This window comes from Thermus thermamylovorans, from assembly GCF_004307015.1.
Classification (GTDB): domain Bacteria; phylum Deinococcota; class Deinococci; order Deinococcales; family Thermaceae; genus Thermus; species Thermus thermamylovorans.
In genome coordinates, this window is sequence record NZ_SIJL01000007.1 from 86,739 (window position 1) to 109,125 (window position 22,387).

Below are 22,387 nucleotides of genomic sequence, written 5' to 3' on the forward strand. Positions count from 1 at the left end.
ACCCCAACCATGGCCCGGGTCCGGGAGATCATGACCAAGGCCCCCGTCACCGTGAACCCCTGGGCCAGCGTGCGCGAGGCCGCCCGCCTCATGGCCCGGCACCGGGTGGGCAGCCTGCCCGTGCTCCTGGACGGGGCCCTCCTGGGGGTGATCACCAGCCGGGACCTAAGGGGGGTCCACCCCAACCGGGTGGTCCAGGACGTGCTCAAAGGGCCTCCTCTCTGCATCTCCCCCGAGGCCAGCCTCCTCGAGGCCCGCGCCCTCATGGAGGAGAAGGGGGTGGAGCGGCTTCTGGTGGTCAAGGAGGGGCGGCTTTTAGGCCTCCTCACCAAGCGCACCCTGGCCTTTGCCCTGGGCCAGCGCTTCGATCCCCTCACGGGCCTGCCCCGGGCCGACCTCCTGCGGGACGGGCTGGAGCGCTGCCTGGGGCGGGGCCTGGACCCCACCCTGGTCTTCGCGGACCTGGACGATTTCGGCAAGCTGAACAAGCGCCTGGGCCACACCTTCGGCGACCGGGTGCTGCAGGCGGTGGCCGAGAGGTTCACCGCCTTCGCCCGCCGCCACCGGGGGGAGGCCTACCGCTACGGGGGGGACGAGTTCGCCCTCCTCTTCCCCCGGCTGCGCCAGGGCCTCCTGCCCCACCTGCAAGCCCTCCTGGACCCGCCCCTGGTGGTGGAGGGGGTACGGGTGGGCCTCTCCCTGGGGGTTTCCGGGGGAAGGCGGCGGAGGCGGCGGCCCGGCAACCCCCGGGCCACCGCCGACGACCTCCTCCGCCTGGCCAGCCTGGCCTCCACCCTGGCCAAGGGCCGCCCGGAGAGGATCGCTCTCTCCGAGGACGTGGAGCGGGCTAGCGCCCGGGCTCCAGGAGGAGCACCCGCTCCCTAGGGGCCCGGAAGGCCATGGGCAGGTACCCGCCCTCCGCCCACAGGGGCAGGAGGTCGGCGTAGCGGGGGGAGAGGAAGTGCCCCCCCTGGCCCAGGGGGTGGACGAAGCGGGAGGCCTCGGGGTCCGCGAGGTCCACGAGCTGGCGGTAGCTGGGCCCGTGGGTCATCCGGAGGGTCTCGGGGTCGAAGGGCCCCACGTTCACCGTGTACCGGTCCCCCCCGAAGGGCACCGCCCGGTCCGCAAGGCGCCTTAAGGGGGTGTGGGTGAGGACGGGGTGGGCAAAGGTGGCCCGGTGCGCCTGGCCCCAGGCCCCTAGCCGCCCCCGGCGCTCCAGGGCCCTTTCCAGGGCCAAGGCGGCGAAGTCCAGGCAGCTCTCCTCGTATCCCGTCTCCGGCTGGTCGCAGTTCCGGTCCCCCTCCCTGAGGGCCCTCAGCAGGTAGCGGGGCCGGTCCCAGAAGGCCTCCCCCACCTCCCGGGCGGGCAGGCGGGTGAGCTCGGTGTACCAGAGGGCGAAGACCAGGGCCTCCTGGGAGTCCTTGCCCATGGTGCCGTCCCAGGCGAGGAGCCTTTCGCGCCAGGCCTGGCCCCTCTCGGAAAGGGGGGTGAGGAGTTCCAGCACGGGGCGGAAGTCCCGGAAGAGGAGGCTCTTCTGGTCCAGCTGGATGGCCTTCATGTCCTCCAGGGAAAGCCCCTCCTTGCCCAGCAGGAGCTCGCGGATGCGCTCCGCCCGGTAGGGCTCGGCCCAGTCGTAGGTGAGGGGGTAGGGGAAGCCCTCGGGGGTCACCTTGTGGTTGGCGGTGAGGAGGAAGCCCTCCTCGGGGTTCAGCGCCCGGAACCAGGCCTCGGGCTCCCGGTAGCCCTGCCAGTCCCACGCCCCGTCCCCGGGCACGGGCACGGTGCCCGTGTGCCCCGGGCGGCGGACGGGGAACCTCCCGGGGACGATGTGGCCGATGTTGCCCTCCACGTCGGCGTAGAGGAAGTTCTGGCTGGGGGCGGAGTAGTGCCTTAGGGCGTCCGTGAACTCCTGCCAGTTTCGCGCCCGGTTCACCCCCAAAAAGGCCAAGAGGATGTGGTCCTCCTCGTCCAGGCTCACCCAGCGGAGGGCCATGGGGGTCCTGGGGGGGTCCTCCAGGGCGTCGGTGATCACCGGGCCGTAGTGGGTCTCCCGCACCCGGAGGACCACCTCCCCGCCCCCCCGCACCCGGATCCTCTCCTCCCGCACCCGGTAGGGCACCACCTGGCCCCGGTGGCGGTACCCCTGTCCCTCCACGTCCTCGAGGAGGTAGAGGTCCTGGACATCCGCCCCCACGTTGGTGAGCGCCCAGGCGATGCGCTCGTTCCGGCCGATGACCACCCCGGGCACCCCGGGCAGGGTGGCCCCCATGACCCGGTACCCGGGGGCCTCCAGGGCCATCAGGAACCAGAGGCTGGGGGCCTGGAGGCCCAGGTGGGGGTCGTTTGCCAGGAGGGGCTTGCCGGTGACGGTGCGGCTTCCCGAGACCGCCCAGTTGTTGCTGGCCTCCAGGAAGCGGGGCGGGGCCATCCGCAGGAGGGCCGCCGGGGCCTCCTCCCGGGAAAGGGCCAGGCGCAGGTCCTCCGCCTCCAGGAGGGCGGGGAGGTCCTCCGGGTAGGGGGGCCAGAGCTCCAGAAGCCGCCCGGGGCTGATCCCCCGGGCGAGGAGGCGGTGGCGGAGAAGCTCCTCCTCCCAGTTCCCGGAAAGGTCGAAGCTCATCATCTTGGCCCAGACCAGGACGTCGGGCCCCGTCCAGGGCTCGGGGCGGAAGCCGAGGAGGCGGAACTCCGGGGGCAGGGGCGCTTTGCTCCCCAAGAAGGCGTTCACCCCGGCCACGTAGGCGTCCACCGCCGCCTTTTCCTCGGGGTAGAGGCGCTCGTAGGCGCTTTCCGCCGCCCGGTAGAAGCCCCAGGTGCGCAGGAAGCGGTCCTGGGGAAGGGCTGCCTCCCCCAGGACCTCCGCGAGCCGCCCCTGACCCACCCTCCGCTGGAACTCCATCTGCCAGAGCCTTTCCTGGGCGTGGACGAACCCCTGGGCGAAGAAGAGGTCCTCGAGGGTCTGGGCCCGGATCCGCACCACCCCCCGCCCGTCCCGGGCCACCTCCACCGGGGCGGAAAGGCCCCTTAGGGGGATGCGCCCCTCCACCTGGGGCAAGGAGGCCCGCAGGGTGACGTAGGCCAGGGCTCCCGCCAGGGCGCCGAGGCCGAGGAGCCAGGCCAAGGCCCGCAGGAAACGCTTCATGGTGGGAGGGAGTATACCACGGCCTGTGCCCTGGCTTCCCTTCCCCTCCGGCCGAGCCCGTAGCATGGGGGCATGCGGCTGGAGTTCCTGGAGAACGGTCCCATCCGGGTGGAGGGCGGGCGCTTCCGGGTGCGGGTGGGGGAGAAGGAAGAGGTCCTGGAACGGCCCCGGGTCTTCCTCTGCCGCTGCGGGGCCTCGGGGAACAAGCCCTTCTGCGACGGCGCCCACAAGCGCATCGGCTTTCAGGCCCCGGGTGGGGTGCTGGAGGTGGAGGGGGGCTGACCCGCTGGTCAACCCCGGGCCAAGGGGGTAGACTCCGGTAGCCATGGGCGCCATGCGCTACCGGAAGCTGGGCCAGTGGGGCCTAAGGGTCTCGGAGATCTCCCTGGGGGCCTGGGTCACCTTCGGGGACGCGGTGAAGGACAAGGAGACCGTCCGGGAGATCGTGCGGATCGCCTACGAGGGCGGGGTCAACTTCTTCGACAACGCCGACGTCTACGCCAAGGGCCTGGCGGAGGAGGTCATGGGAGAGGTGCTCAGGGAGTTTCCCCGGCACACCCTGGTCCTCTCCACCAAGGCCTACTGGCCCATGTCCGAGGACGTGAACGACCGGGGCCTGAGCCGCAAGCACCTCCTGGAGAGCATCACCAAAAGCCTCAAGCGCCTGAAGACCGACTACGTGGACCTCTTCTTCGCCCACCGCTACGACCCCGAGGTACCCATGGAGGAGATCGTCCACGCCATGCACACCCTCGTGGAAAGGGGCTACGCCCTCTACTGGGGCACCTCGGAGTGGCCCGCAGCCCGCATCGCCGAGGCGGTGGCCTTCGCCAGGGCTAACGGCCTCCACCCGCCCGTGGTGGAGCAGCCCCAGTACTCCATGCTCTACCGGGAGCGGGTGGAGGGGGAGATCCTCCCCGAGGCGGAGCGCTTCGGCCTGGGCCTGGTGGTCTGGAGCCCCCTGGCCATGGGGATGCTCACCGGGCGGTACGACGGGGGCATCCCGGAGGATAGCCGCTTCGCCCGCTACCCCCAGTTCGGCGAGCGCTTCCTCACGGAGGAGAACCGCAGGAAGGTGTTGCGGCTCAAGGAGGTGGCGGACGGGCTGGGCCTGACCCGCACCCAGCTGGCCCTGGCCTGGACCCTCCGGCTTCCCGGCATCAGCAGCGCCATCACCGGGGCCACCCACCCGGAACAGATCCGGGAGAGCCTGGGGGCCGCGGGGGTGGACCTGCCAAAGGAGGCCCTGGCGCGCATCGAGGCCATCCTGAAGGGGGAAGCCTAGCGCCATCCCCCACGAGCCCCGCCTCGGCGGCAGGCGCTCCCTTTGGCCGCCGGCCCTCCCTGGACTAAACTTTGGTCCATGGAAAGGCTGGAGGCCCTGAGGCACCTCCTCCCCGGGAGGGTGGACACCTCCCCCTCCGAGCGCCGCCGCCACGGGCGGGACGAGGGCTACCCGGAGGAGGGGGAGGTGCTGGCGGTGGTCTACCCCGAGGGGGTGGGGGACGTGCAGAAGGCCCTCCTCTGGGCCCGGGAGCACCGGGTGGCGGTCATCCCCTTCGGGGCGGGGACCAGCCTCGAGGGCCACCTCCTCCCCCTGGGGGAGGCCATCAGCCTGGACCTCGCCCGCATGAACCGCCTCCTGGAGGTCCGGCCCGAGGACTTCCTCTGCGTGGTGGAACCCGGCCTCACCCGCAAGGCCCTGAACGAGGCCCTGAAGGGCACGGGCCTCTTCTTCCCCGTGGACCCGGGGGCGGACGCCACCTTAGGCGGCATGGCCGCCACCAACGCCAGCGGCACCACCACGGTGCGCTACGGGGGGATGCGGCAAAACGTCCTCGCCCTGCAGGTAGTCTTGGCCGGGGGGGAGGTCCTGGAGCTGGGGCGGCCCGTGCGCAAGACCAGCGCCGGCTACGACCTCAAGGACCTCTTCATCGGCTCGGAGGGCACCCTGGGGGTCATCACCCGCCTCACCCTGCGCCTCCACCCCCTCCCCGAGCACGTGCACACCTTAAGGGTCTTCTTCCCCGGGGTGGAGGCGGCGGCTTGGGCCAGCTACCGGGTGATGGCCAGCGGGCTTCCCGTGGCCCGGCTGGAGCTATTGGACGAGCTCGCCCTAAAGGCCTTAAACCGCCACCTGGGGACCGGTTTCCCCGAGCGCCCCGCCCTCTTCCTGGAGTTCCACTCCTCCACAAGGGAGGCCCTGGAGGCGGAAAGCGCCCTGGCCCTAGAGCTCACGCGGGAAGCCGGGGCTTTGCAGGCGGAGGCTGCCAAGACCGAGGAGGAGCGCAGGCGGCAGTGGGAGGCCCGCCACCAGGCCTACTGGGCCCTGGTCCACCTCTTCCCCGGCCACCGCTTTGCCATCACCGACGTGGCCGTGCCCCTTTCCCGCCTGCCCGAGATGGTGCGCTATGCCCAGGGCCTCCTCCGGGAGATGGGCCTCACCGGCAACATCTTGGGCCACGTGGGGGACGGGAACTTCCACACCCTGGTCCCCGTCCTGCCGGAGGACTACCCCAAGGCGGAGGCCTACGCCGAGCGCCTGGTGCAAAAAGCCCTGGCCCTCGGGGGTACCTGCACCGCCGAGCACGGGGTGGGCCTCAGGAAGAAGAGGTACCTCCCCCTGGAGCATGGGTCCGCCTTGGACTGGATGCGAAAACTGAAGGCCCTCCTGGACCCCGAGGGCCTCCTGAACCCGGGCAAGGTGCTTGACACGCCCTAGGCCCTCCGCTATAGTTAGGGATGGCGACGCGGGGTGGAGCAGCCTGGTAGCTCGTCGGGCTCATAACCCGAAGGTCGCGGGTTCAAATCCCGCCCCCGCAACCAAACCTGCCCCCGGGCACGAAAGGCCCGGGGGGTTTCCTTTACCCTGGAGGGCATGGACTGGGAGGTGCGGCAAAACCCGGAACGCCTTTACAAGGCTTTCCGCTTCAAGAACTTCCAGGAGGCCTTGGCCTTCGCCAACCGGGTGGGGGAGCTGGCGGAACGGGAGAACCACCACCCCCGCCTCACGGTGGCGTGGGGACAGGTGGCGGTGGAGTGGTGGACCCACAGCCAGGGGGGCATCACCGAGAAGGACCGGGAGATGGCCCGCCTCACCGACCTTCTCCTGGGGTAGCCTGGGAGAGGTATGGAGGCGCGCACCTTAGAGCTCGTCTTCCCCGAGCACACCAACCCCCTGGGGGCTGCCTTCGGCGGCTTTGTGCTGGGCCTCATGGACAAGGTGGGTTCCTACGCCGCCGCCCGCAGGGCCAGGAAACCCGTGGTCACCGTGGCGGTGAGCAGTGTGGAGTTCAAGGTGCCCATCCGCACCGGCGACCTCCTGGAGGTGGTGGCCCGGGTGGTGCGGGTGGGGCGCACCTCCCTCACCGTGGAGGTGGAGGTCTACAAGGAGGGCTTCGGCCAGGAGGACGGCCGGGTCCTGGCCACCCGGGGGGAGCTCACCTACGTGGCGGTGAACGAAAGGGGCCAGCCCGTGCCGGTGGAGGCCCATGCGGGTACTGATTGACGGGGAGTGCCCTTACTGCCGGGCCTTGGGCCGGGCGGTGAAGGCCTTGGACCTGCGGGGGACCCTCCGGGTGGAGCCCCTGCAGGAAGCCCGGGGCTGGGACCGGGAAGCCCTCCTCCAGGAACTCCACGTCCTGGAAGGGGAGAGGGTCCACCGGGGCTACCGGGCCCTCCTGGCCCTGGCCCGGAGGCTACCCCTCCTCTGGCCCCTCTACCCCCTCCTCCTCCTGGGACGGGCCTTCGGCCTGGGGCCCAGGCTCTACCGGGCCTTTGCCCGGAGGAGGCCCCGTGCCTGAGCTCCCCGAGGTGGAAACCACCCGGAGGCGCCTTCTGCCCCTCCTCCTGGGACAGAGCTTCCTGGAAATCCGCCACCAGGACCCCAGGCGCTACCGCCACACGGAGCGGGCCCTGGGGCAAAGGGTGGAAGAGGTGGGGCGGCGGGGGAAGTTCCTCCTCCTGGGGCTTTCCGGCGGGCTGGAGATGGTGGTCCACCTGGGCATGACCGGGGGCTTCCGCCTGCGGGAGACCCCCCACGCCCGGGTGGCCTTCCGCCTGGACAGGGGAGAACTCTTCTTCCACGATCCCCGGCGCTTCGGGCGCCTCTGGGTGGTGAAGGCGGGGGACCACCGGGAGATCCCCCTCCTCTCCCGCCTGGGCCCCGAGCCCCTTTCCGCGGCCTTCCGCTTCCCGGAGTTCTGGGAGGGCCTAAGGAGAAGCGCCAAGCCCCTTAAGAGCCTCCTCCTGGACCAGCGCCTGGCCGCGGGGGTGGGGAACATCTACGCGGACGAGGCCCTCTTCCGGGCGGGCCTCTCCCCCTTGCGCCGGGGGAAGGAGGTGGGGGAGGAAGAGGCCAGGAGGCTTTTCGCGACCATCCGTCAGGTGCTCGCCGAGGCCCTGGCCCAGGGAGGGAGCACCCTGGGGGACCGCACCTACCAGCAGCCCGATGGCCTCCCCGGGAGCTTCCAGGAGCGGCATGCGGTCTATGGCCGCAAAGGCCTCCCCTGCCCCCGCTGCGGCCACCCGGTGGCCCGGGCGGTGGTGGCGGGGCGGGGCACCCACTTCTGCCCCCGTTGCCAGACCTAGCCCCACCTTCCCCGCCCCCGGTCCAGGAGGTAGAAGAGGAGCCCGGAGATGAGGGCGAGAAGGGCGGCGATGGCCAGGGCTTCCTTGAAGGGCACCTCCCCCGGCCTTCCCAGGCGCTCTTGGATGGCCAGGGTCAGGGTGGTCCATTCGGGCCGCCAAAGCACTAAGGTTGCCCCGAACTCCCCCAAGATGGCGGCTAAGGCCAGAGCCAACCCCGAGCGCAGGGCAGGAAAGACCAAGGGAAGCTCGACGCGGAAGAAGGCCCTGAAGGGGGTGGCTCCCAGCACCCGGGCTGCCCATAGGAGGCTTGGGGGTAGGCCCTTTAGGGCGGGGAGCAGGGCCCGGGCCAAAAGGGGGTAGGCCAGGAGGGCGTAGGCCGTGAGGAGGAGCCCTAAGGAACCCCGGAAGGAAGGGTAGGCGAGAAGGTAGCCCAGGCCCACCGCCACCGGACTCACCATAAGGGGGAAAAGCCCTAGGAGGTCCAGAAGGCGGTTCTTCTGGGCAGCCGCCGCGTAGGCTATCCCGAGGGGCAGGGCCAGGAGGAGGGCCAAGGCAGTGAAGCGGAGGCTGTTGCCGAGGGCTAGGGGAAGGGACGTGAACTCCTCCGAGGTCCAGGCGGAGACCAGGGCGGCGGTTTCGGTTCGCAGGAGAAGGCCCCAAAGAGGAGCATAGAGCAGGAGGAAGAAGGTCCCTAGCCCCACGGTCCAAGCCCAAGAGAGGGGGGAGAGAAGCCCCCCAGGGGCGAAAGGGTGGGGCTGGAGTTGCCGGTAGAGGAGAAGGGCGAGGCTTAGGGTCAGGATCTGTAGGAGCATGAGGGCGCTGGCCTCGGAAAAGGCTAGGCGGTGGGCCAGGAGGGTGTAGACCTCCACCTCGAGGGTGGCATAGCGGGGCCCGCCTAAGAGAAGCGGCACCCCGAAGGCGGAGAAGGTGTAAAGGAAGACGAGCAGTCCGGCTGAACCTAAGGTGGGAAGAAGCAGGGGAAGTCCCACCCGCAGAAAGGCCCGAAAAGGGGTAGCCCCCAGGACTCTTGCCGCCCGCATGGGCTCTGCCAGGTGCACCGCCACGGGAAGGAGGATACGCAGGGCCAGCCCCAGGTTGTAAAAGACCGCTGCTAGGAGGAGAAGGGCCTTGGTGCCGTAGAGGTCCACTCCCAGAAGTCCGCGGGGGCCGAGGAGGGCCAAAAACCCCAGGGCCACCACCGGTGTGGGGAGGACAAAGGGGAGGATGGAGAGGGCAAGGAAGACCTCCCTAAGGGGAAACTGCCTGCGGAAGAGAAAGGCCAGGGGGAGGGCCAGGGAAAGGGTCAGGAAGGCGGAAAGGAGCCCATACTCCAGGCTCCAGAGGTAGCGTTCCCAGTAGTAGGGGTTCGCTAGGGTTTGAGCGAACCCCTCCCCCACCCCCAGGGCCAGGATGCGCCCGAGGGGGTAGAAGAGCGCGAGGCCCAGGAAGAGGAGGACGAAAAGCCCCGCGAGCCTGGCCACGCCCCTTTATACCCCCTCGCCTGGCCGGAGGAGGCCCTGGGCAGCCTCACCGCCGCCCACGGCGCACCGCCTCGGGGCTTTGCCCCTGGAGGACCACCTTGGTCCACTCCTCGATCCAGCGCTCCCGGTTCTGGGCCATGGCCCTGGGGTCCAGGCGCACGCTGCCCAAGGGCTCAGGAGCGAAGCGGAACACCGGGGGCAAGGCAGCGTCCCGGCGGGCCGGGTACATCCACATCTCCGTGGGGATGTTCTCCTGCACGGGCTTGGAGAGGAGCCAGTCCACTACCCTCTTGGCCCCTTCCAGATTCTTGGTCCCCTTCAGGATGCCCACGAACTCCACCTGGAAGAAGGCGAGTTCCGGGAAAAGGTTCCCCGTGGGGGGTTCCTGGTACTTGCCCTCGGAGTAGTAGACCTCCGCCGCGGGGCTCGTGGTGTAGGAGACCACCAGGGGCCGATCCCCCTTGTAGAGGGTGAAGTGGGTGTAGTAGGCCTCGCTCCAGCCCTTGGCCACCCGCACGCCCCCGTCGCGGAGCCTGGCCCAGAAGTCCAGGTACCCGTCCTCGCCGAAGCGGGCCACGGTGGCCATGAGGAAGGAAAGCCCCGGGGAGCTGGTGGCGGGGTTTTGCACCACCAGGAGCCGGGCGTACTCGGGGCGGGTGAGGTCCGCGGGGGCCTTGGGCAGGGGGCGGTCCTTGAAGTAGGCCCGGTCGTGGTTCAGGCTCACCCAGCCGTAGTCCACGGGAAGGGCGCGAAAGCTGGGGTCCAGGAGCAAGGTGGCCTTCAGGTTCCGGATCTCGGGGCTCCGGTAGGGCAAGAGGATGTCCGCCTCCAGGGCCCGGGAAAGGAAGGTGTTGTCGAAGCCGTAGATCACGTCGGCGATGGGGGCCCCCTTGGTGAGGATGGCCCGGTTCAGGGTCTCCCCCGCGTCCCCCCCTTTGAGGAAGCGGAGCCTTAGGCCCGTCTCCCGCTCAAACTGGGCCATCAGGTTCTTGTCCAGGGAGAAGCTCCCGTGGGTGAGAACAGCGATCTCCTGGGCAAAGGCCAAAGCCAAAAAAACCGCAAGGGCAAAGGCTCGCAACATAAAACCCCTCCTTGTCACCGGGAGGGGCCTCGGTCACCTTCCCTACGCCGGCATTACCCGGATCAGGTTCCAAGGGTATCTCTCAGCCCCTGGTGGGGCACCCCCGGTGACATCCCCAGTCTAGCACCTAGGCCTTCCGGGCCAGGAGGGCCCTCAGGGAAGCGGTCAGAGCTTCCCCAAAGGCCTCCGGCTGGTCGATCCAGGGGTAGTGTCCCGCCTCCGGCACCACGTGAATGGGGGCCCCAAGGCGGGCGGCTACCTCCTCCGCGTAGGGGTAGCTGGTGCCGTCCCGTTCCCCCACCACCACGGCCACCGGCTTGCGGCTTGGGGAGAGGTAGGGGGTGTAGTCCAGCCGCCAGAGGCCGTTTTGCAGGAAAGCCCGGGCCGGGGTGTCGGGGCCCAGGATGCCCGAGCCCTCGGCCACCCACTCGTACTGAAGGCGCCCGTGGGGGGTGGGGAACGTGAGCCGGTCGAAGAGGAGCTTGGCCTCGGCCCGCTCCAGGGCGGCCTTTAGGTTTTCCTCCGGGTCGGGAAGGGGCGCGAGCCCCGCGGCCTCCGCCAGCCTCCGGGCGAGCCAGGGGAGGCTCACCCAGGGGGCGAGGAGGACCGCCCCCTCGGCCTCGGGGTAGCGGCGGAGGAGCTCCAGGGCCACGATGGCCCCGAAGCCGTGGGCCAGGAGGCCGAAGCGCTCCACCCCCAGGGCCTCGGCCAGGCCCAAGGTGTCCTCCACCAGGGCGTCCACGGTGAAGAGCCGGGGGTCTTGGGGGAGCTCCAGGCTCCGCCCCGAGCCCCGCTGGTCGAAGTAGACCACCCGGAAGCCCTCCAGGTACTCCTCCAGGCCCTCCCGCAGGGCGTAGGCGTTGCCCCCGGGCCCCCCGTGGAGGACGAGGAGGGTGGGGGCGCGGGGATCCCCCACGTCCTCCACGTAGAGCTCCGCCTCCCCTACGGGGATGTAGCCGATTTCTTCCCGCATCCCCTATAGACTACCCCATCCTCGAGGGTGAAAGCCCAAACCCTAAGGCCCGGCAGGGCCCGGGCCCTCACCTCCGCCTCCTCCCCCGTCCCGAAGACCTCCAGCAGCCACACCCCTTCCCCCTGCAGGAGCCAGTAAGGGTGGGGGAGTTCTCGGGCCAGGGCCTGGAGGGCCTCCCGATCTTTCCCTTCCACAAAAAGCACCCTCATCCCTTCCCCCAAAGGCGATGGTACAGAAGAATCTCCGCGCTCTCCTCCAGGGTGGTGAGGAGGCTGTAGGCTTCCAGAAGGGCCTCCTCGGGCCTCTCCTTAAGGCCTATGGCGAAGGCCCCGTGGCCCCGGAGGAGGCAGGCCCGGTGCGCCTTGAGGGCCTCAGCCACGGCAAAGGCGGCTTCCTCGGTGGCGGAGAGGGTCCTGGGAGCGAGCACCGGCACCTCTTTCAGGTAGTACTGGCCCTCGAGGTCCACGGGCACCAGGCGCTCCAGATGGAAGGAGAGGGCCACCGCCACCCGGGGATGGGCGTGGACGATGGCCCGGGCGGGGGTCTTCAGGTAGACCTCCCGGTGGATCACGCTCTCCACGCTGGCCCCTTCCGGAAAGGGACCCTCGAGGGGCACCTCCACCAGGTCCTCGGGGGTCAGGCGGGCCTTCTGCACCCCGCTTCGGGTGATGAGGAAGCCCTCCTTGGTGCGCGCGGAAAAGTTGCCCGCGGTGGCGGAGATGAGCCTTTGGGCGAAGAGGTCCTCCCCCACCTGGCGGAAGGCGGTGTAGAGCCGCGCCCGCATGGGCCCATTATGGCCCGGGGGGAAGGAATGGGGCTACCCCTCAAAGGCCCCGCACCGGGCCACATCCTGAAACCACCGGGATCCCCGCCCCGGCGCACGCCGGAGCAGGGTATCCTTGCCGGGGCCCCCACGCGGGCTTTGCCCGCGTGGGGTGATCTCAGGCCTGCTTCCCGGGCTGCTCCCGGCGCAAGGGGCGGCGGAGGGCCGGCTCCTTCTCCTTGGCCTCCACCGCCTCCTTCCGGGCCTCCTCGATGGCCTTCAGGGTCCTCCGGTCCACCACCTGGGTGAAGCGCACGAAGTCCGAGCCCGTGCCCGCGGGGATCAGGCGGCCCAGGATGACGTTCTCCTTAAGGCCGATGAGCTCGTCCTTCTTCCCGGCGATGGCCGCCTCGGTGAGCACGTGGGTGGTGTTCTGGAAGCTGGCGGCGGAGAGCCAGCTCTTGGTGGAAAGGGCGCTCTTGGTGACCCCCATGAGGAGGGGTTTCCAGGCCACCGGGGTCTTGCCCTCGGCGATGAGCCGCTCGTTCAGGGCCTCCACGTCCCACCGCTCCAGGACCTGGCCCTCCAGGAGGCGGCTGTCCCCGGGGTCGGTGACCTCCACGTACTTGAGCATCTGCCGCACCACGATCTCGATGTGCTTGTCGTGGAGCTTCACCCCCTGGGCCCGGTAGACCTTCTGGATCTCGTCCACCAGGTAGCGCTCCACCGCCTCGGGGCCGCGGGCCTCCAGGAGCTGATGGGGGTCCACCGCCCCGCGGGTGAGGGGCTGGCCCGCTTCCACGTAGTCCCCGTCCTTGACCACCAGGCGGGCGTCCTTGGGCAGCTTGTACTCCTTGGCGAAGCCCTCGGACTCCACGAAGACGGAAAGCCGCTCCTCCGTCTCCTCGATGCGCACCGTCCCGTCGATCTCGGAGATCACCGCCTTGGCCTTGGGCCTGCGGGCCTCGAAGAGCTCGATCACCCGGGGCAGGCCCTGGGTGATGTCCGTGCCCACCGCTACCCCGCCCGTGTGGAAGGTGCGCATGGTGAGCTGGGTGCCGGGCTCCCCGATGGACTCCGCCGCCACCACCCCCACCGCTTCGCCGATGGAGACGGGCCGGGCCATGGAGAGGTCGTAGCCGTAGCACTTCTGGCAGACCCCGTAGCGGGTCTGGCAGGTGAGGGGGCTCCGCACCGGCACCTCCCGGATCTCCCCGGCCTCCGCCGCCTTGATGAGGAGCCCCACGTCCTCGAGGGTGAGGTAATGCCCCTCCTCCAGCTTCTGCCCCAGCACCTCCACCTCCCGGGCCAGGACGCGGCCGTAGAGGCCGGACTCGATGTCCGAGCGCTTCCTGAGGCGCAAGGAGCGGGTCACCTCGTCGGGCTGGAAGAGGGGGATGGAGATGAAGTTGGTGGTGCCGCAGTCCGCCTCCCGCACCACGATCTCGTGGGCCACGTCCACCAGCTTCCTGGTGAGGTAGCCGGAGTCCGCGGTGCGCAGCGCGGTGTCCGCCCCACCCTTCCGGGCCCCGTGGCTGGAGATGAAGTACTCCAGCACGGTGAGGCCTTCCCGGAAGGAGGAGCGTACCGGCACCTCGAAGGTCTCCCCCGAGGGCTTCTGCATGAGGCCCCGCATGCCACAAAGCTGGCGGATCTGCTGGGGGTTACCCCGGGCCCCGGACTGGGCCATCACGTAAAGGGGGTTGAAGGGGTAGTTCTCCTCGAAGTTCTTGAAAACCGCCTGGGTGACCTTTTCCGTGGTCTCCGTCCAGAGCTGGATCACCTGGTCGTAGCGCTCCCGGTCGGTGAGGAAGCCCATCTCGTAGGCCTGCTCGATCTGCAGGAGCTTGCGGTCGGCCTCCTCCAGATACTTCTGCTTCTCCGCGGGGATCACCGCGTCGTCGATGCCGATGGTGATGCCGCTGGTGGTGGAAAGGGTAAAGCCGTAGTGCTTGAGGGCGTCCAGGAGCCTTGCCGTCTTCTCAATCCCCAGGCGCAGGAAGGACTGGTAGACCAGGTCCTTGAGGGAGTTCTTCTCCTGGGGCACGTCCATCTGGAGAAGCTCCTGGGCCACCTTTTCATCCCCCACCGCCTCGCCCACGATGCGGGCGAAGAGGACCCGGCCCGGGCTCGTCTCCAGGCGCCGGCCCAGGTAGCGCACGGTGACCGCGTCCTGCAGGTCCAGAAGCCCGTGGGCCACGGCCAAAAGCGCTTCGTCGGGGCTGGCGAAGACGAACTTGAGCCGGCCCACGCTGGTCTCCTGGCCGGCCACCCGGATGGGGGCGTTCAGGGCCACCTCGCCCCGCTCGTGGGCGGCGAGGGCCTCCTCCGGGGTGGCGAACTCCCTGCCCGCGCCCCTCTTCTCCTTGCGCACCTGGGTGATGTAGTAAAGCCCCAGGATGATGTCCCGGCTGGGCTTGGCCAAGGGCTCTCCCGAGGCCGGGGAGAGGAGGTTGTGGGCGGAGAGCATCTGGATGCGGGCCTCCGCCTGGGCGAAGGAGGAGAGGGGCACGTGCACCGCCATCTGGTCCCCGTCGAAGTCGGCGTTGAAGGCTTCGCAGACCAGGGGGTGAAGCTGGATGGACTGCCCTTCCACCAAGACGGGCTGGAAGGCCTGGATCCCCAGGCGGTGCAGGGTGGGGGCCCGGTTCAGGAGGACCACCTTGCCGTGGATGACCTCCTCCAGGGCGTCCCACACCTCGTCCTTGATGTCCCGCTGGCGCTCCAGCATGCGCCGGGCGGCCTTCACGTTGGGGGCGATGCCCTTCTCCTCCATCTTCTTGAGGAGGAAGGGCTTGAAGAGCTCCAGGGCCATGCGCTTGGGCAGGCCGCACTGGTGGAGCTTGAGCTGGGGCCCCACCACAATGACGCTCCGCCCCGAGTAGTCCACCCGCTTGCCCAGGAGGTTCTGCCGGAAGCGGCCCTGCTTGCCGGAGAGGATGTCCGTGAGGCTCCTGAGGGGCCGCTCGGAGCCGGGGTTGGTGACGGGGGCCCCCCGGCGGCCGTTGTCGATCACCGCGTCCACCGCCTCCTGGAGCATGCGCTTCTCGTTGCGGATGATGATCTCCGGAGCCCCCTGGGCCAGGAGCTTCTTCAGGCGGTTGTTGCGGTTGATGAGGCGGCGGTAGAGGTCGTTGAGGTCGCTGGTGGCGAACCGCCCCCCGTCCACCTGGACCATGGGGCGGAGGTCGGGGGGCAGCACGGGCACCGCCTCCAGCACCATCCACTCGGGGCGGTTGCCGGAGTCCAGGAAGGCCCGCACCACCTCCAGGCGCTTCCTTGCCTTGGCCCGCCGGGCCCGGGAGGGATGCCGCATCTCCTCCAGAAGCTCGGCCTCCAGCTTTTCCAGGTCCAGCTCCTTGAGGAGGGCCTGGATGGCCTCCGCCCCCATGCGGGCGTCGATGTCGTAGGACTCCACCACCCGCACCACGTTGCGGACCAGGTCCACCTCCACCCGGCCGTAGATCTCGCTCTTGACCCGGCCCCCATCCGCCAGCACGTCCCCCGGGGCCACCCGGTCCCCGGTGGTGACCTCCACGTCGTCCTCGAAGGGGTAGAGGCGGGCCCTCATCACCACGATGCTGGCGGGCTCGTGCAGGTGGACCACCCCCTCGGCCTCGGCGATCACCTCCTCCTCGGGGTCGATGGCGGCCACGATCTTTTCCCCAGGAGCCACCCTGGCCCCTTCGGGCACCACCACGTTCATGTGGGGGGCCACCCGGTAGTCCTTGGGCTCGGTCCACTCCAGGAAGAGGGTGAGGTGGACGGTGTCCCCCTCCTCCTCCGCCTCCACCTCCTTGGCGGTCACGTGGCGGGGCAGGCGCAGGAGGCCCCGGCCCTCCGCCAGGGGCTGCCCCTTCTCCACGATCTCCCCCTGGGCCACCAGGGGAGCGAGGCCCACGGGCAGGAAGTAGCGGGCCACCACCGCCTCCTCCTGGCGCACCTGGAGGAGGTGGCCCTCCTCAAGCTCCCTGAGCTCCGCCACCCCCGCCTCCTCCGCCCGGAAGCGGTAGGGCTCGGGAAGCTCCCCCAGGACCTCCCCGGGCTTGTAGCCCTCCTTCTCCACCCACGCCTCCAGGGGCAGGCGCAGGGCGGCCCGCTCCTTCCTCAGGTAGTCCACCCGCACCCGGCGGGGGAAGCGGTAGAGGGCCACCCCGTCCATGCGGCTCGTCACCCCAGGGGCCAGCTCCTGCCCCTTCACCACCTCCTCCCCGTCCTTGACCAGGGCATCCGCCCCTGGGGGCAGGGGGTAGGTCTCCTGCTTGCCGTAGCGGAGCCCCCGGTACTCCTCGTCCGTGAGGAGCTGGCGCTTCTGTACGGGTACCCCATCCAGCACCGCCCCCTTGGGGTCCAGGACGATGTACTTGCTGAAGTAGAGGACCTGCTCCAGCTCGGTGGCGGAGAGGTCCAGGAGAGTGCCGATCTTGGAGGGCACGTCCTTCACGAACCAGATGTGGGCCGCGGGGGTGGCCAGCTCGATGTGGCCCATGCGGTAGCGGCGCACCAGGCTCTTGGTGACCTCCACCCCGCAGCGCTCGCACACCTTGCCCTCAAAGCGCTGCCGCTTGTACTTGCCGCAGGCGCACTCGTAGTCCTTGATGGGGCCGAAGATGCGCTCGTCGAAAAGCCCGTCCCGCTCGGGCTTCAGGGTGCGGTAGTTGATGGTCTCGGGCTTCTCCACCTCCCCGTAGCTCCAGGAACGGATCTTCTCCGGGGAGGCCAGGGCGATGCGGACCTTGCGGACTTCCTTTTTCATCCTTCCTCCAACTCGCCTGAGGGTGCTACCGCTTGGACGCCAGGCCCTCGAAGATGTCCACGGGGTTGTCCCGTTCGTCCAGGGTCTGCACGTCTAGGGCCAAGGCCTGAAGCTCCTTCACCAAGACCCGGAAGGACTCCGGTACGCTGGGCTCGGGCACGTCCTCCCCCTTGATGATGGCCTCGTAGGCGGCGTTGCGGCCCTCGATGTCGTCGGACTTGAGGGTGAGCATCTCCTGCAGGGTGTGGGCGGCCCCGTAGGCCTCGAGGGCCCAGACCTCCATCTCCCCGAAGCGCTGCCCGCCGAACTGGGCCTTGCCCCCCAGGGGCTGCTGGGTGATGAGGGAGTAGGGGCCGGTGGAGCGGGCGTGCATCTTGTCCTCCACCATGTGGTAGAGCTTCATGATGAACATCTGCCCCACGGCGATGGGGCCCTCCAGGGGCTCCCCGGAGCGGCCGTCGTAGAGGACCACCTTGCCCTGGACGAAGAGTTCCTTGAGCTGCTCCTCCGGGCTCTTGCCCGGGCTCACCAGGCCCAGCTTCTCCGCCCGGGCCAGGACCTCCCGTTCCCGCTTGTCCACCCCGAAGCCCTCCTCCTTACGCCGGCCGAAGTAGAGGTCGAAGGCCTCTTCCAGGAGGGTCTTGACCTCGGGTTCGGTGGCCCCATCGAAGACCGGGGAGATGTAGCGCTCCCCCAGGAAGAAGCCCGCCAGGCCCAGGTGGGTCTCCAGGATCTGGCCCAGGTTCATGCGGCTGGGCACGCCCAGGGGGTTCAGGAGGATGTCCACCGGGGTGCCATCGGGCAGGTGGGGCATGTCCTCCACGGGGAGGATCTTGGCCACCACCCCCTTGTTCCCGTGGCGGTTGGCCAGCTTATCCCCCACCTGGAGCTTGCGCTTTTGGGCCACGAAGACCCGCACCACCTCCCGCACCCCGGGCTTGAGCTCCACCCCGGGGTCGCCCCGCCGCAGGCGCAGGGTGCCCACCACGATCCCCCCTTCCCCTGGAGGCACCCTTAGGGAGGTGTCCTTCACGTCCCGGGCCTTCTCCCCGAAGATGGAGCGCAGGAGGCGCTCCTCGGGGGAAGGCTCCTGCTCGCCCTTGAAGCTGGTGCGGCCCACCAGGATGTCCCCGGGCTTCACCTCGGCCCCGATGCGCACCACCCCTTCCTCGTCCAGGTCCCGCAGGGCCGCCTCGGAGAGGTGGGGGATGTCCCGGGTGATGCGCTCGGGGCCCAGCTTGGTGTCCCGGGCCTCGATCTCGTAGCGCTCGATGTGGATGGAGGTGTAGTAGTCCCGCCGGAGGAGCTCCTCGCTGATGACGATGGCGTCCTCGAAGTTGTAGCCGTCAAAGGGCATGATGGCCACCAGGACGTTCTGTCCCAGGGCCAAAAAGCCCCCCTCGGAGGCGGGGCCGTCCGCCAGGAGGTCGCCCTTCCTGACCCGCTGCCCCACGTCCACCCGGGGGCGCTGGTCCAGGGCGGTGCCCTGGTTGGAGCGCACGAAGCGGCGCAGGGTGTGCTCCACCAGGCGGCCATCCGCGTAGCGCACCGCGATGCGGCGGCCGTCCACCGCCACCACCTCCCCGTCCTCCTCCGCGTAGACCGCGGCCAGGGAGTCCCGCACCACCCGCTCCTCGAGGCCCGTCATCACCACCGGGGCCTGGGCCCGGACGAGGGGCACCGCCTGGGTCTGCATGTTGGAGCCCATGAGGGCCCGGTTGGCGTCGTCGTGCTCCAGGAAGGGGATGAGGTTGGTGTTCACGGAGAAGACCTGCTTGGGGCTTACGTCCATGAACTCCACCTCCTCCGGGCCCACGATCACCGGTTCTCCCCGGCGCCTGGCCACCACCCGGTCGGTGGCGATGCGGTCCCCCTCCAGGGGGGTGTTGGCCTGGGCGATGGTGTAGCGGTCCTCCTCGGTGGCGGTCATGTAGACCACCTCCTCCGTCACCACCCCATCCCGCACCCGGCGGTAGGGGGTGCGGATGAAGCCCAGCTCGTCCACCCGGGCGTAGGCGGCCAGGGAGGTGATGAGGCCGATGTTGGCCCCTTCCGGGGTCTCCACCGGGCAGATGCGCCCGTAGTGGGTGCGGTGCACGTCGCGCACGTCGAACCCCGCCCGCTCCCGGGTGAGGCCCCCGGGGCCCAGGGCGGAGATGCGGCGCTTGTGGCGCAGGGAGGAGAGGGGGTTGGTCTCGTCCTTGAACTGGGAGAGCTGGCTGCGGCCGAAGAACTCCCGGATGGCCGCCTCCAGGGGCCGGTTGTTCACCAGCTTGGCCGGGGTGAGGGTGTCGGAGGACCCCATGACCATCCGCTCCCGCACCCCCCGGGCCAGGCGGCTCAGGCCCACGCGGAACTGGTCGGCCATGAGCTCCCCCACGGTGCGGATGCGGCGGTTGCCCAGATGGTCGATGTCGTCCGCCTCGTGGCCCGGCACCCCGGCGGTGAGGGCGAAGAGGTAGCGCAGGGTGGGCAGGAAGACCGCGTCCTTGAACTCGCCCTCCTCAAAGCGCACCAGGGTGCGCCCCTGGAGGGCCACCCCCAGCTTCTCCTCCGCCTTGTACCGGCCCGCCTCCCCCAGGTCGTAGCGCTTGGGGTCGGCCAGGAGGCCGAAGAGGTAGGCCAGGGCCTTGTCCTTCTTGGGCGGGTCCCCGGGGCGCAGGAGGGTGAAGAGGCGCACCAGAGCTTCCTCGGGCCGCATGGCCAGCACCCCCTCGTCCAGAAGGCCCCCCACCAGGTCGCCGTAGGCCCCGAGCTCCCGGGAGAGGGTCTCGGCGTCGTAGCCCAGGACCCGGAGGAGGAGGATGAGGGGGAACTTGCGCTTGTTGACCTTCATGGAGACGGTGCCGTTCGGCTCCACCTCCAGGTCGATCCAGGGGCCCCTTTTGGGCAGGGGGATGATGCTGGCCACGTACCGCCCCAGGCGGGCCGGGTCGGGGGTGAAGTAGACCCCCGGGGAGCGGTGGATCTGGGAGACGATCACCCGGTCGGCCCCGTTCACGATGAAGGAGCCGTCCTCGGTCATGAGGGGGAGGTGCCCCAGGAAGACCTCGTCCTCCTTGATGAGGCCGGTGTCCTTGTGGATGAGCTGGAGCCGGGCATAGAGGGGAGCCTGGTAGGTCAGGTCCTTCTCCCGGCACTCGTCCTGGGAGAAGGGGGGCTCCCCCAGGCGGTACTCCAGGAAGTCCAGCACCAGGCCGCCCTTGCCCTTGTCCCCCTCCTCCACGGGGAAGGTTTCCTTGAAGGCCGCCTGGATGCCCACGTTCTCCCGCTTATCTGGGGGAACGTCCGCCTGCAGGGCCTTCCTGTAGGAGTCCACCTGGATTTCCGTCAGGGGGGGAAGGGGGATGACCTCTCGGATGCGACCGAACCGCTTGATCTCCATGCGCCACCTCAAAGGGGGAAGCGGGCCGCCCGAGGTAAGCTAACAGGGTTCTTCCGCGGGGAGGCTGCCTTCCCGCGGCGGCTGGCTCTTACCGTGCTCCCTTGGCCCGACCAAAGAGCACAAACCTTAGCCTATAGGGCTAACCCCGGTCCCGTCAAGCCCATTCCGCCCAGTCCCTTGGCCCTTAGCGCGTCACCTCCACCTTGATTTTATAGTTGCCCCGCCTTGTTTCGCCAAGCACCTCCAAAAGCCTCAGGCTCCCCAGGCCCTCCGCCAGGAGGGTGTCCCCCGGGGCCATCTCGTCCTTGGGGGAGGCGGGCCTGCCCCTCAGGCGCACCTTCCCCGCCCTCACCCCCTGGGCGAAGTAGGTGCGGGAGACGCCGAAGCCCTTGGCCCCCACCGCGTCCACCCTTAGGGAGGGCACCACCAGGGTGCGCACCCGCTCGCCCCTGGCCCGCAAGGCCCCTTCCGGGGGGGGCAGGAGGAGGAGGCCCGCCTCCTGCAGGGCCTTCCTCCCCTGGGGCAGGAGGGCCACCAGATAGCCCCCTTCCCACTCCTCCACATCCCCCAGGGCCTCCCCCAGGTCCGGGGGCTCCCGCTCCAGGAAGGCCACCTCCACCGGGTCGTGCACAGAAGGGACCTCCGGCGGGTGGAGCACGGCCACCTTCCGCTCCGCCAGGGGGAAGCCCCCGAAGAAGGCCACCCTAAGCCCCTCGGCCCGGGCCGCCTCCTCCAGAAGGGCTTGGGCCTCGAGGTCCAGGAAGCCGGTCCGCACCACCCGCCCCCCCCGGGCCCGCTTGAGGTAGGAGGAGAGGTCGGTCACGGCAAGGGTGAGGATACCACCTTTCCCGCCCAAGGGGGTAACATGGGCCCCGTGCGCGTCCTCCTGGTGGCCCCCGAGGCCTTTCCCCTGGTGAAGGTGGGGGGGCTTGCGGATGTGGTGGGGGCCCTGCCCAAGGCCCTCAGGCCCCTCGGGGTGGAGGCCGCCGTCCTCCTCCCCTGGCACCGGGGCCTTCCCGCCCGGGGGGTGGGGGAGGTGGCCTACCGCTTCGCCGGCCGGGAGGTGCGGGCCTCCCTGGGGGAGCGGGTGGAGGGGGGGGTGCGCTTTCTCCTCCTCGGGGTGGAGGGCTTCGACCGGGAGCGGGTCTACGGCTACCCCGACGACGCCGAGCGCTACCTGCGCTTCACCCTGGGGGCGGCGGAGGTGGCCTTGGGGTTTGACCTGGTCCACGCCCACGACTGGACCGCGGCCCTCCTGGCCCTCGCCGCCAAGGTGCCCGCCGTCTACACCATCCACAACCTGGCCCACCAGGGCCTGGTGGAACCCGCCCTCTTCTTCCACTGGACGGGGCTTCCCTGGAGCCTTTTCCACATGGAGGCCCTGGAGTTCCACGGCCGGGTGAACCTGATGAAGGCGGGGATCGTCTTCGCCCGGGCCGTGACCACGGTGAGCCCCTCCTACGCGGAGGAGATAAAGACCCCCGAGTTCGGCATGGGCCTGGAGGGGGTCTTGCGCCGGCATGCCGGGAAGCTTTTCGGCATCCTGAACGGCCTGGACCTCGAGGCCTTCGACCCGGCCCAGGACCCCCACCTCCCCGCCCCCTACTCCCGGGAGGACCCCTCGGGCAAGGCCCGGGCCAAGGAGGCCCTTTGGGGGCGCACGGGGCTCGCCGCGCCCCTCCTCGCCTACGTGGGCCGCCTGGACCCCCAGAAGGGCCTGGACCTCGTTCTGGAGGCCCTGCCCCATTTCCTGGAGCTGGGCTTCCGCCTCCTGGTCCTGGGGGTGGGGGAGGAGGGGCTGGCCCGGCCCTTCCGGGAGGCGGAGGCGGCCCACCCCGGGCGGGTGCGCTTCGTGGAGGCCTACGACGAGACCCTGGCCCGCCTGGTCTACGCGGGGGCGGACGCCCTCTTAGTCCCCAGCCGCTTCGAGCCCTGCGGCCTGGTGCAGATGATCGCCCAGCGCTACGGCACCCCCCCCGTGGCCCGGGCGGTGGGGGGGCTTAGGGACACCGTGGAGGACGGGAAGACGGGGGTCCTCTTCCGGAGCTACCACCCCGAGGGCCTCCTCTACGGCGTCCTGCGCCTCTTTCGCCTGGGGGCGGAGGGGCTGGGCCTTGCGGGCATGGGGAGGGACTTCTCCTGGAGGCGAAGCGCCCCCCGGTACCTGGAGGCCTACCGGTGGGCCCTCGGTCAGGGGGCGGGCCCCCAGGGTTAAGATG

The 22,387-nt window shown here is 69.9% G+C and carries 18 protein-coding genes, 1 tRNA gene and 1 riboswitch; of the genes, 10 read left to right on the forward strand and 9 right to left on the reverse strand.

Going from position 1 to position 22,387, the window contains the following annotated elements:
- Nucleotides 1-9: 9 nt before the first annotated feature.
- Nucleotides 10-885: a GGDEF domain-containing protein gene (locus ETP66_RS06975; RefSeq protein ID WP_201738492.1), complete on the forward strand. Its 876-nt coding sequence runs from the start codon at nt 10-12 to the stop codon at nt 883-885.
- On the opposite strand, the gene ETP66_RS12000 is transcribed toward ETP66_RS06975, so the two are convergent.
- The gene (locus ETP66_RS12000; RefSeq protein WP_201738493.1) at nt 848-3,139 is read right to left on the reverse strand and encodes a penicillin acylase family protein; all 2,292 of its coding nucleotides are present in this window, start codon (nt 3,137-3,139) and stop codon (nt 848-850) included. The genes ETP66_RS06975 and ETP66_RS12000 overlap by 38 nt on opposite strands.
- A gap of 72 nt (nt 3,140-3,211) precedes the next feature.
- On the opposite strand from ETP66_RS12000, the gene ETP66_RS06980 reads away from it, so the two are divergent.
- The 8 genes from ETP66_RS06980 (at nt 3,212) to mutM (ending at nt 7,729) form a co-directional block, all read left to right on the forward strand.
- Nucleotides 3,212-3,421, forward strand: a complete 210-nt coding sequence (locus ETP66_RS06980; protein ID WP_130841897.1) for a CDGSH iron-sulfur domain-containing protein — start codon at nt 3,212-3,214, stop codon at nt 3,419-3,421.
- A gap of 43 nt (nt 3,422-3,464) precedes the next feature.
- Nucleotides 3,465-4,424, forward strand: coding sequence for an aldo/keto reductase family protein (locus ETP66_RS06985; RefSeq protein ID WP_201738494.1), 960 nt, complete (start codon nt 3,465-3,467; stop codon nt 4,422-4,424).
- A gap of 78 nt (nt 4,425-4,502) precedes the next feature.
- Nucleotides 4,503-5,861: an FAD-binding oxidoreductase gene (locus ETP66_RS06990; RefSeq protein ID WP_130841899.1), complete on the forward strand. Its 1,359-nt coding sequence runs from the start codon at nt 4,503-4,505 to the stop codon at nt 5,859-5,861.
- Between the two features lie 27 nt (nt 5,862-5,888).
- A tRNA-Met gene (locus tag ETP66_RS06995) sits at nt 5,889-5,965 on the forward strand.
- Nucleotides 5,966-6,017: 52 nt separating this feature from the next.
- Nucleotides 6,018-6,257: a 4a-hydroxytetrahydrobiopterin dehydratase gene (locus tag ETP66_RS07000; protein ID WP_130841900.1), complete on the forward strand. Its 240-nt coding sequence runs from the start codon at nt 6,018-6,020 to the stop codon at nt 6,255-6,257.
- Nucleotides 6,258-6,269: 12 nt separating this feature from the next.
- Entirely contained in the window at nt 6,270-6,647 is a 378-nt protein-coding gene (locus tag ETP66_RS07005; RefSeq protein ID WP_130841902.1) for an acyl-CoA thioesterase, read from the forward strand.
- On the forward strand, nt 6,631-6,942 hold the full coding sequence (locus ETP66_RS07010) for a DCC1-like thiol-disulfide oxidoreductase family protein (protein ID WP_130841904.1): 312 nt from the start codon (nt 6,631-6,633) through the stop codon (nt 6,940-6,942). The genes ETP66_RS07005 and ETP66_RS07010 overlap by 17 nt, the downstream gene beginning before the upstream one ends.
- Nucleotides 6,935-7,729, forward strand: a complete 795-nt coding sequence (mutM, locus tag ETP66_RS07015; protein ID WP_130841905.1) for a DNA-formamidopyrimidine glycosylase — start codon at nt 6,935-6,937, stop codon at nt 7,727-7,729. The genes ETP66_RS07010 and mutM overlap by 8 nt, the downstream gene beginning before the upstream one ends.
- Here the strand turns inward: mutM and ETP66_RS07020 are convergent.
- The 8 genes from ETP66_RS07020 to ETP66_RS07055 all read right to left on the reverse strand — a co-directional run bounded on the left by ETP66_RS07020 (nt 7,726) and on the right by ETP66_RS07055 (nt 20,991).
- Nucleotides 7,726-9,210 carry an ABC transporter permease gene (locus ETP66_RS07020; protein WP_130841907.1) on the reverse strand — a complete coding sequence of 495 codons (1,485 nt, stop codon included), beginning with the start codon at nt 9,208-9,210 and terminating at the stop codon, nt 7,726-7,728. The genes mutM and ETP66_RS07020 overlap by 4 nt on opposite strands.
- Before the next feature lie 46 nt (nt 9,211-9,256).
- Nucleotides 9,257-10,291 carry a thiamine ABC transporter substrate-binding protein gene (locus ETP66_RS07025; RefSeq protein ID WP_130841909.1) on the reverse strand — a complete coding sequence of 345 codons (1,035 nt, stop codon included), beginning with the start codon at nt 10,289-10,291 and terminating at the stop codon, nt 9,257-9,259.
- Nucleotides 10,292-10,312: 21 nt separating this feature from the next.
- Nucleotides 10,313-10,406: riboswitch (TPP riboswitch) on the reverse strand.
- 12 nt (nt 10,407-10,418) lie between these two features.
- Nucleotides 10,419-11,264, reverse strand: a complete 846-nt coding sequence (locus ETP66_RS07030) for an alpha/beta fold hydrolase (protein ID WP_130841911.1) — start codon at nt 11,262-11,264, stop codon at nt 10,419-10,421.
- Complete coding sequence (locus ETP66_RS07035) at nt 11,234-11,473, reverse strand: hypothetical protein (protein WP_130841913.1); 240 nt, start codon at nt 11,471-11,473, stop codon at nt 11,234-11,236. The genes ETP66_RS07030 and ETP66_RS07035 overlap by 31 nt, the downstream gene beginning before the upstream one ends.
- The gene (locus tag ETP66_RS07040; protein WP_130841915.1) at nt 11,470-12,048 is read right to left on the reverse strand and encodes a fuculose-1-phosphate aldolase; all 579 of its coding nucleotides are present in this window, start codon (nt 12,046-12,048) and stop codon (nt 11,470-11,472) included. Before ETP66_RS07040 ends, ETP66_RS07035 begins: the two co-directional genes overlap by 4 nt.
- 157 nt (nt 12,049-12,205) lie before the next feature.
- A complete protein-coding gene (rpoC, locus tag ETP66_RS07045) occupies nt 12,206-16,783 on the reverse strand; it encodes a DNA-directed RNA polymerase subunit beta' (RefSeq protein ID WP_130841916.1) in 4,578 nt (1,525 codons plus the stop codon).
- A 25-nt stretch (nt 16,784-16,808) separates the two neighbouring features.
- Entirely contained in the window at nt 16,809-20,168 is a 3,360-nt protein-coding gene (gene rpoB / locus ETP66_RS07050; protein ID WP_130841918.1) for a DNA-directed RNA polymerase subunit beta, read from the reverse strand.
- Between the two features lie 184 nt (nt 20,169-20,352).
- On the reverse strand, nt 20,353-20,991 hold the full coding sequence (locus ETP66_RS07055) for an RNA-binding protein (protein ID WP_130841920.1): 639 nt from the start codon (nt 20,989-20,991) through the stop codon (nt 20,353-20,355).
- A gap of 42 nt (nt 20,992-21,033) precedes the next feature.
- Between ETP66_RS07055 and ETP66_RS07060 the strand changes: the two genes are divergently transcribed.
- Complete coding sequence (locus ETP66_RS07060; RefSeq protein ID WP_130841922.1) at nt 21,034-22,383, forward strand: glycogen synthase; 1,350 nt, start codon at nt 21,034-21,036, stop codon at nt 22,381-22,383.
- The last annotated feature ends 4 nt before the right edge of the window (nt 22,384-22,387 follow it).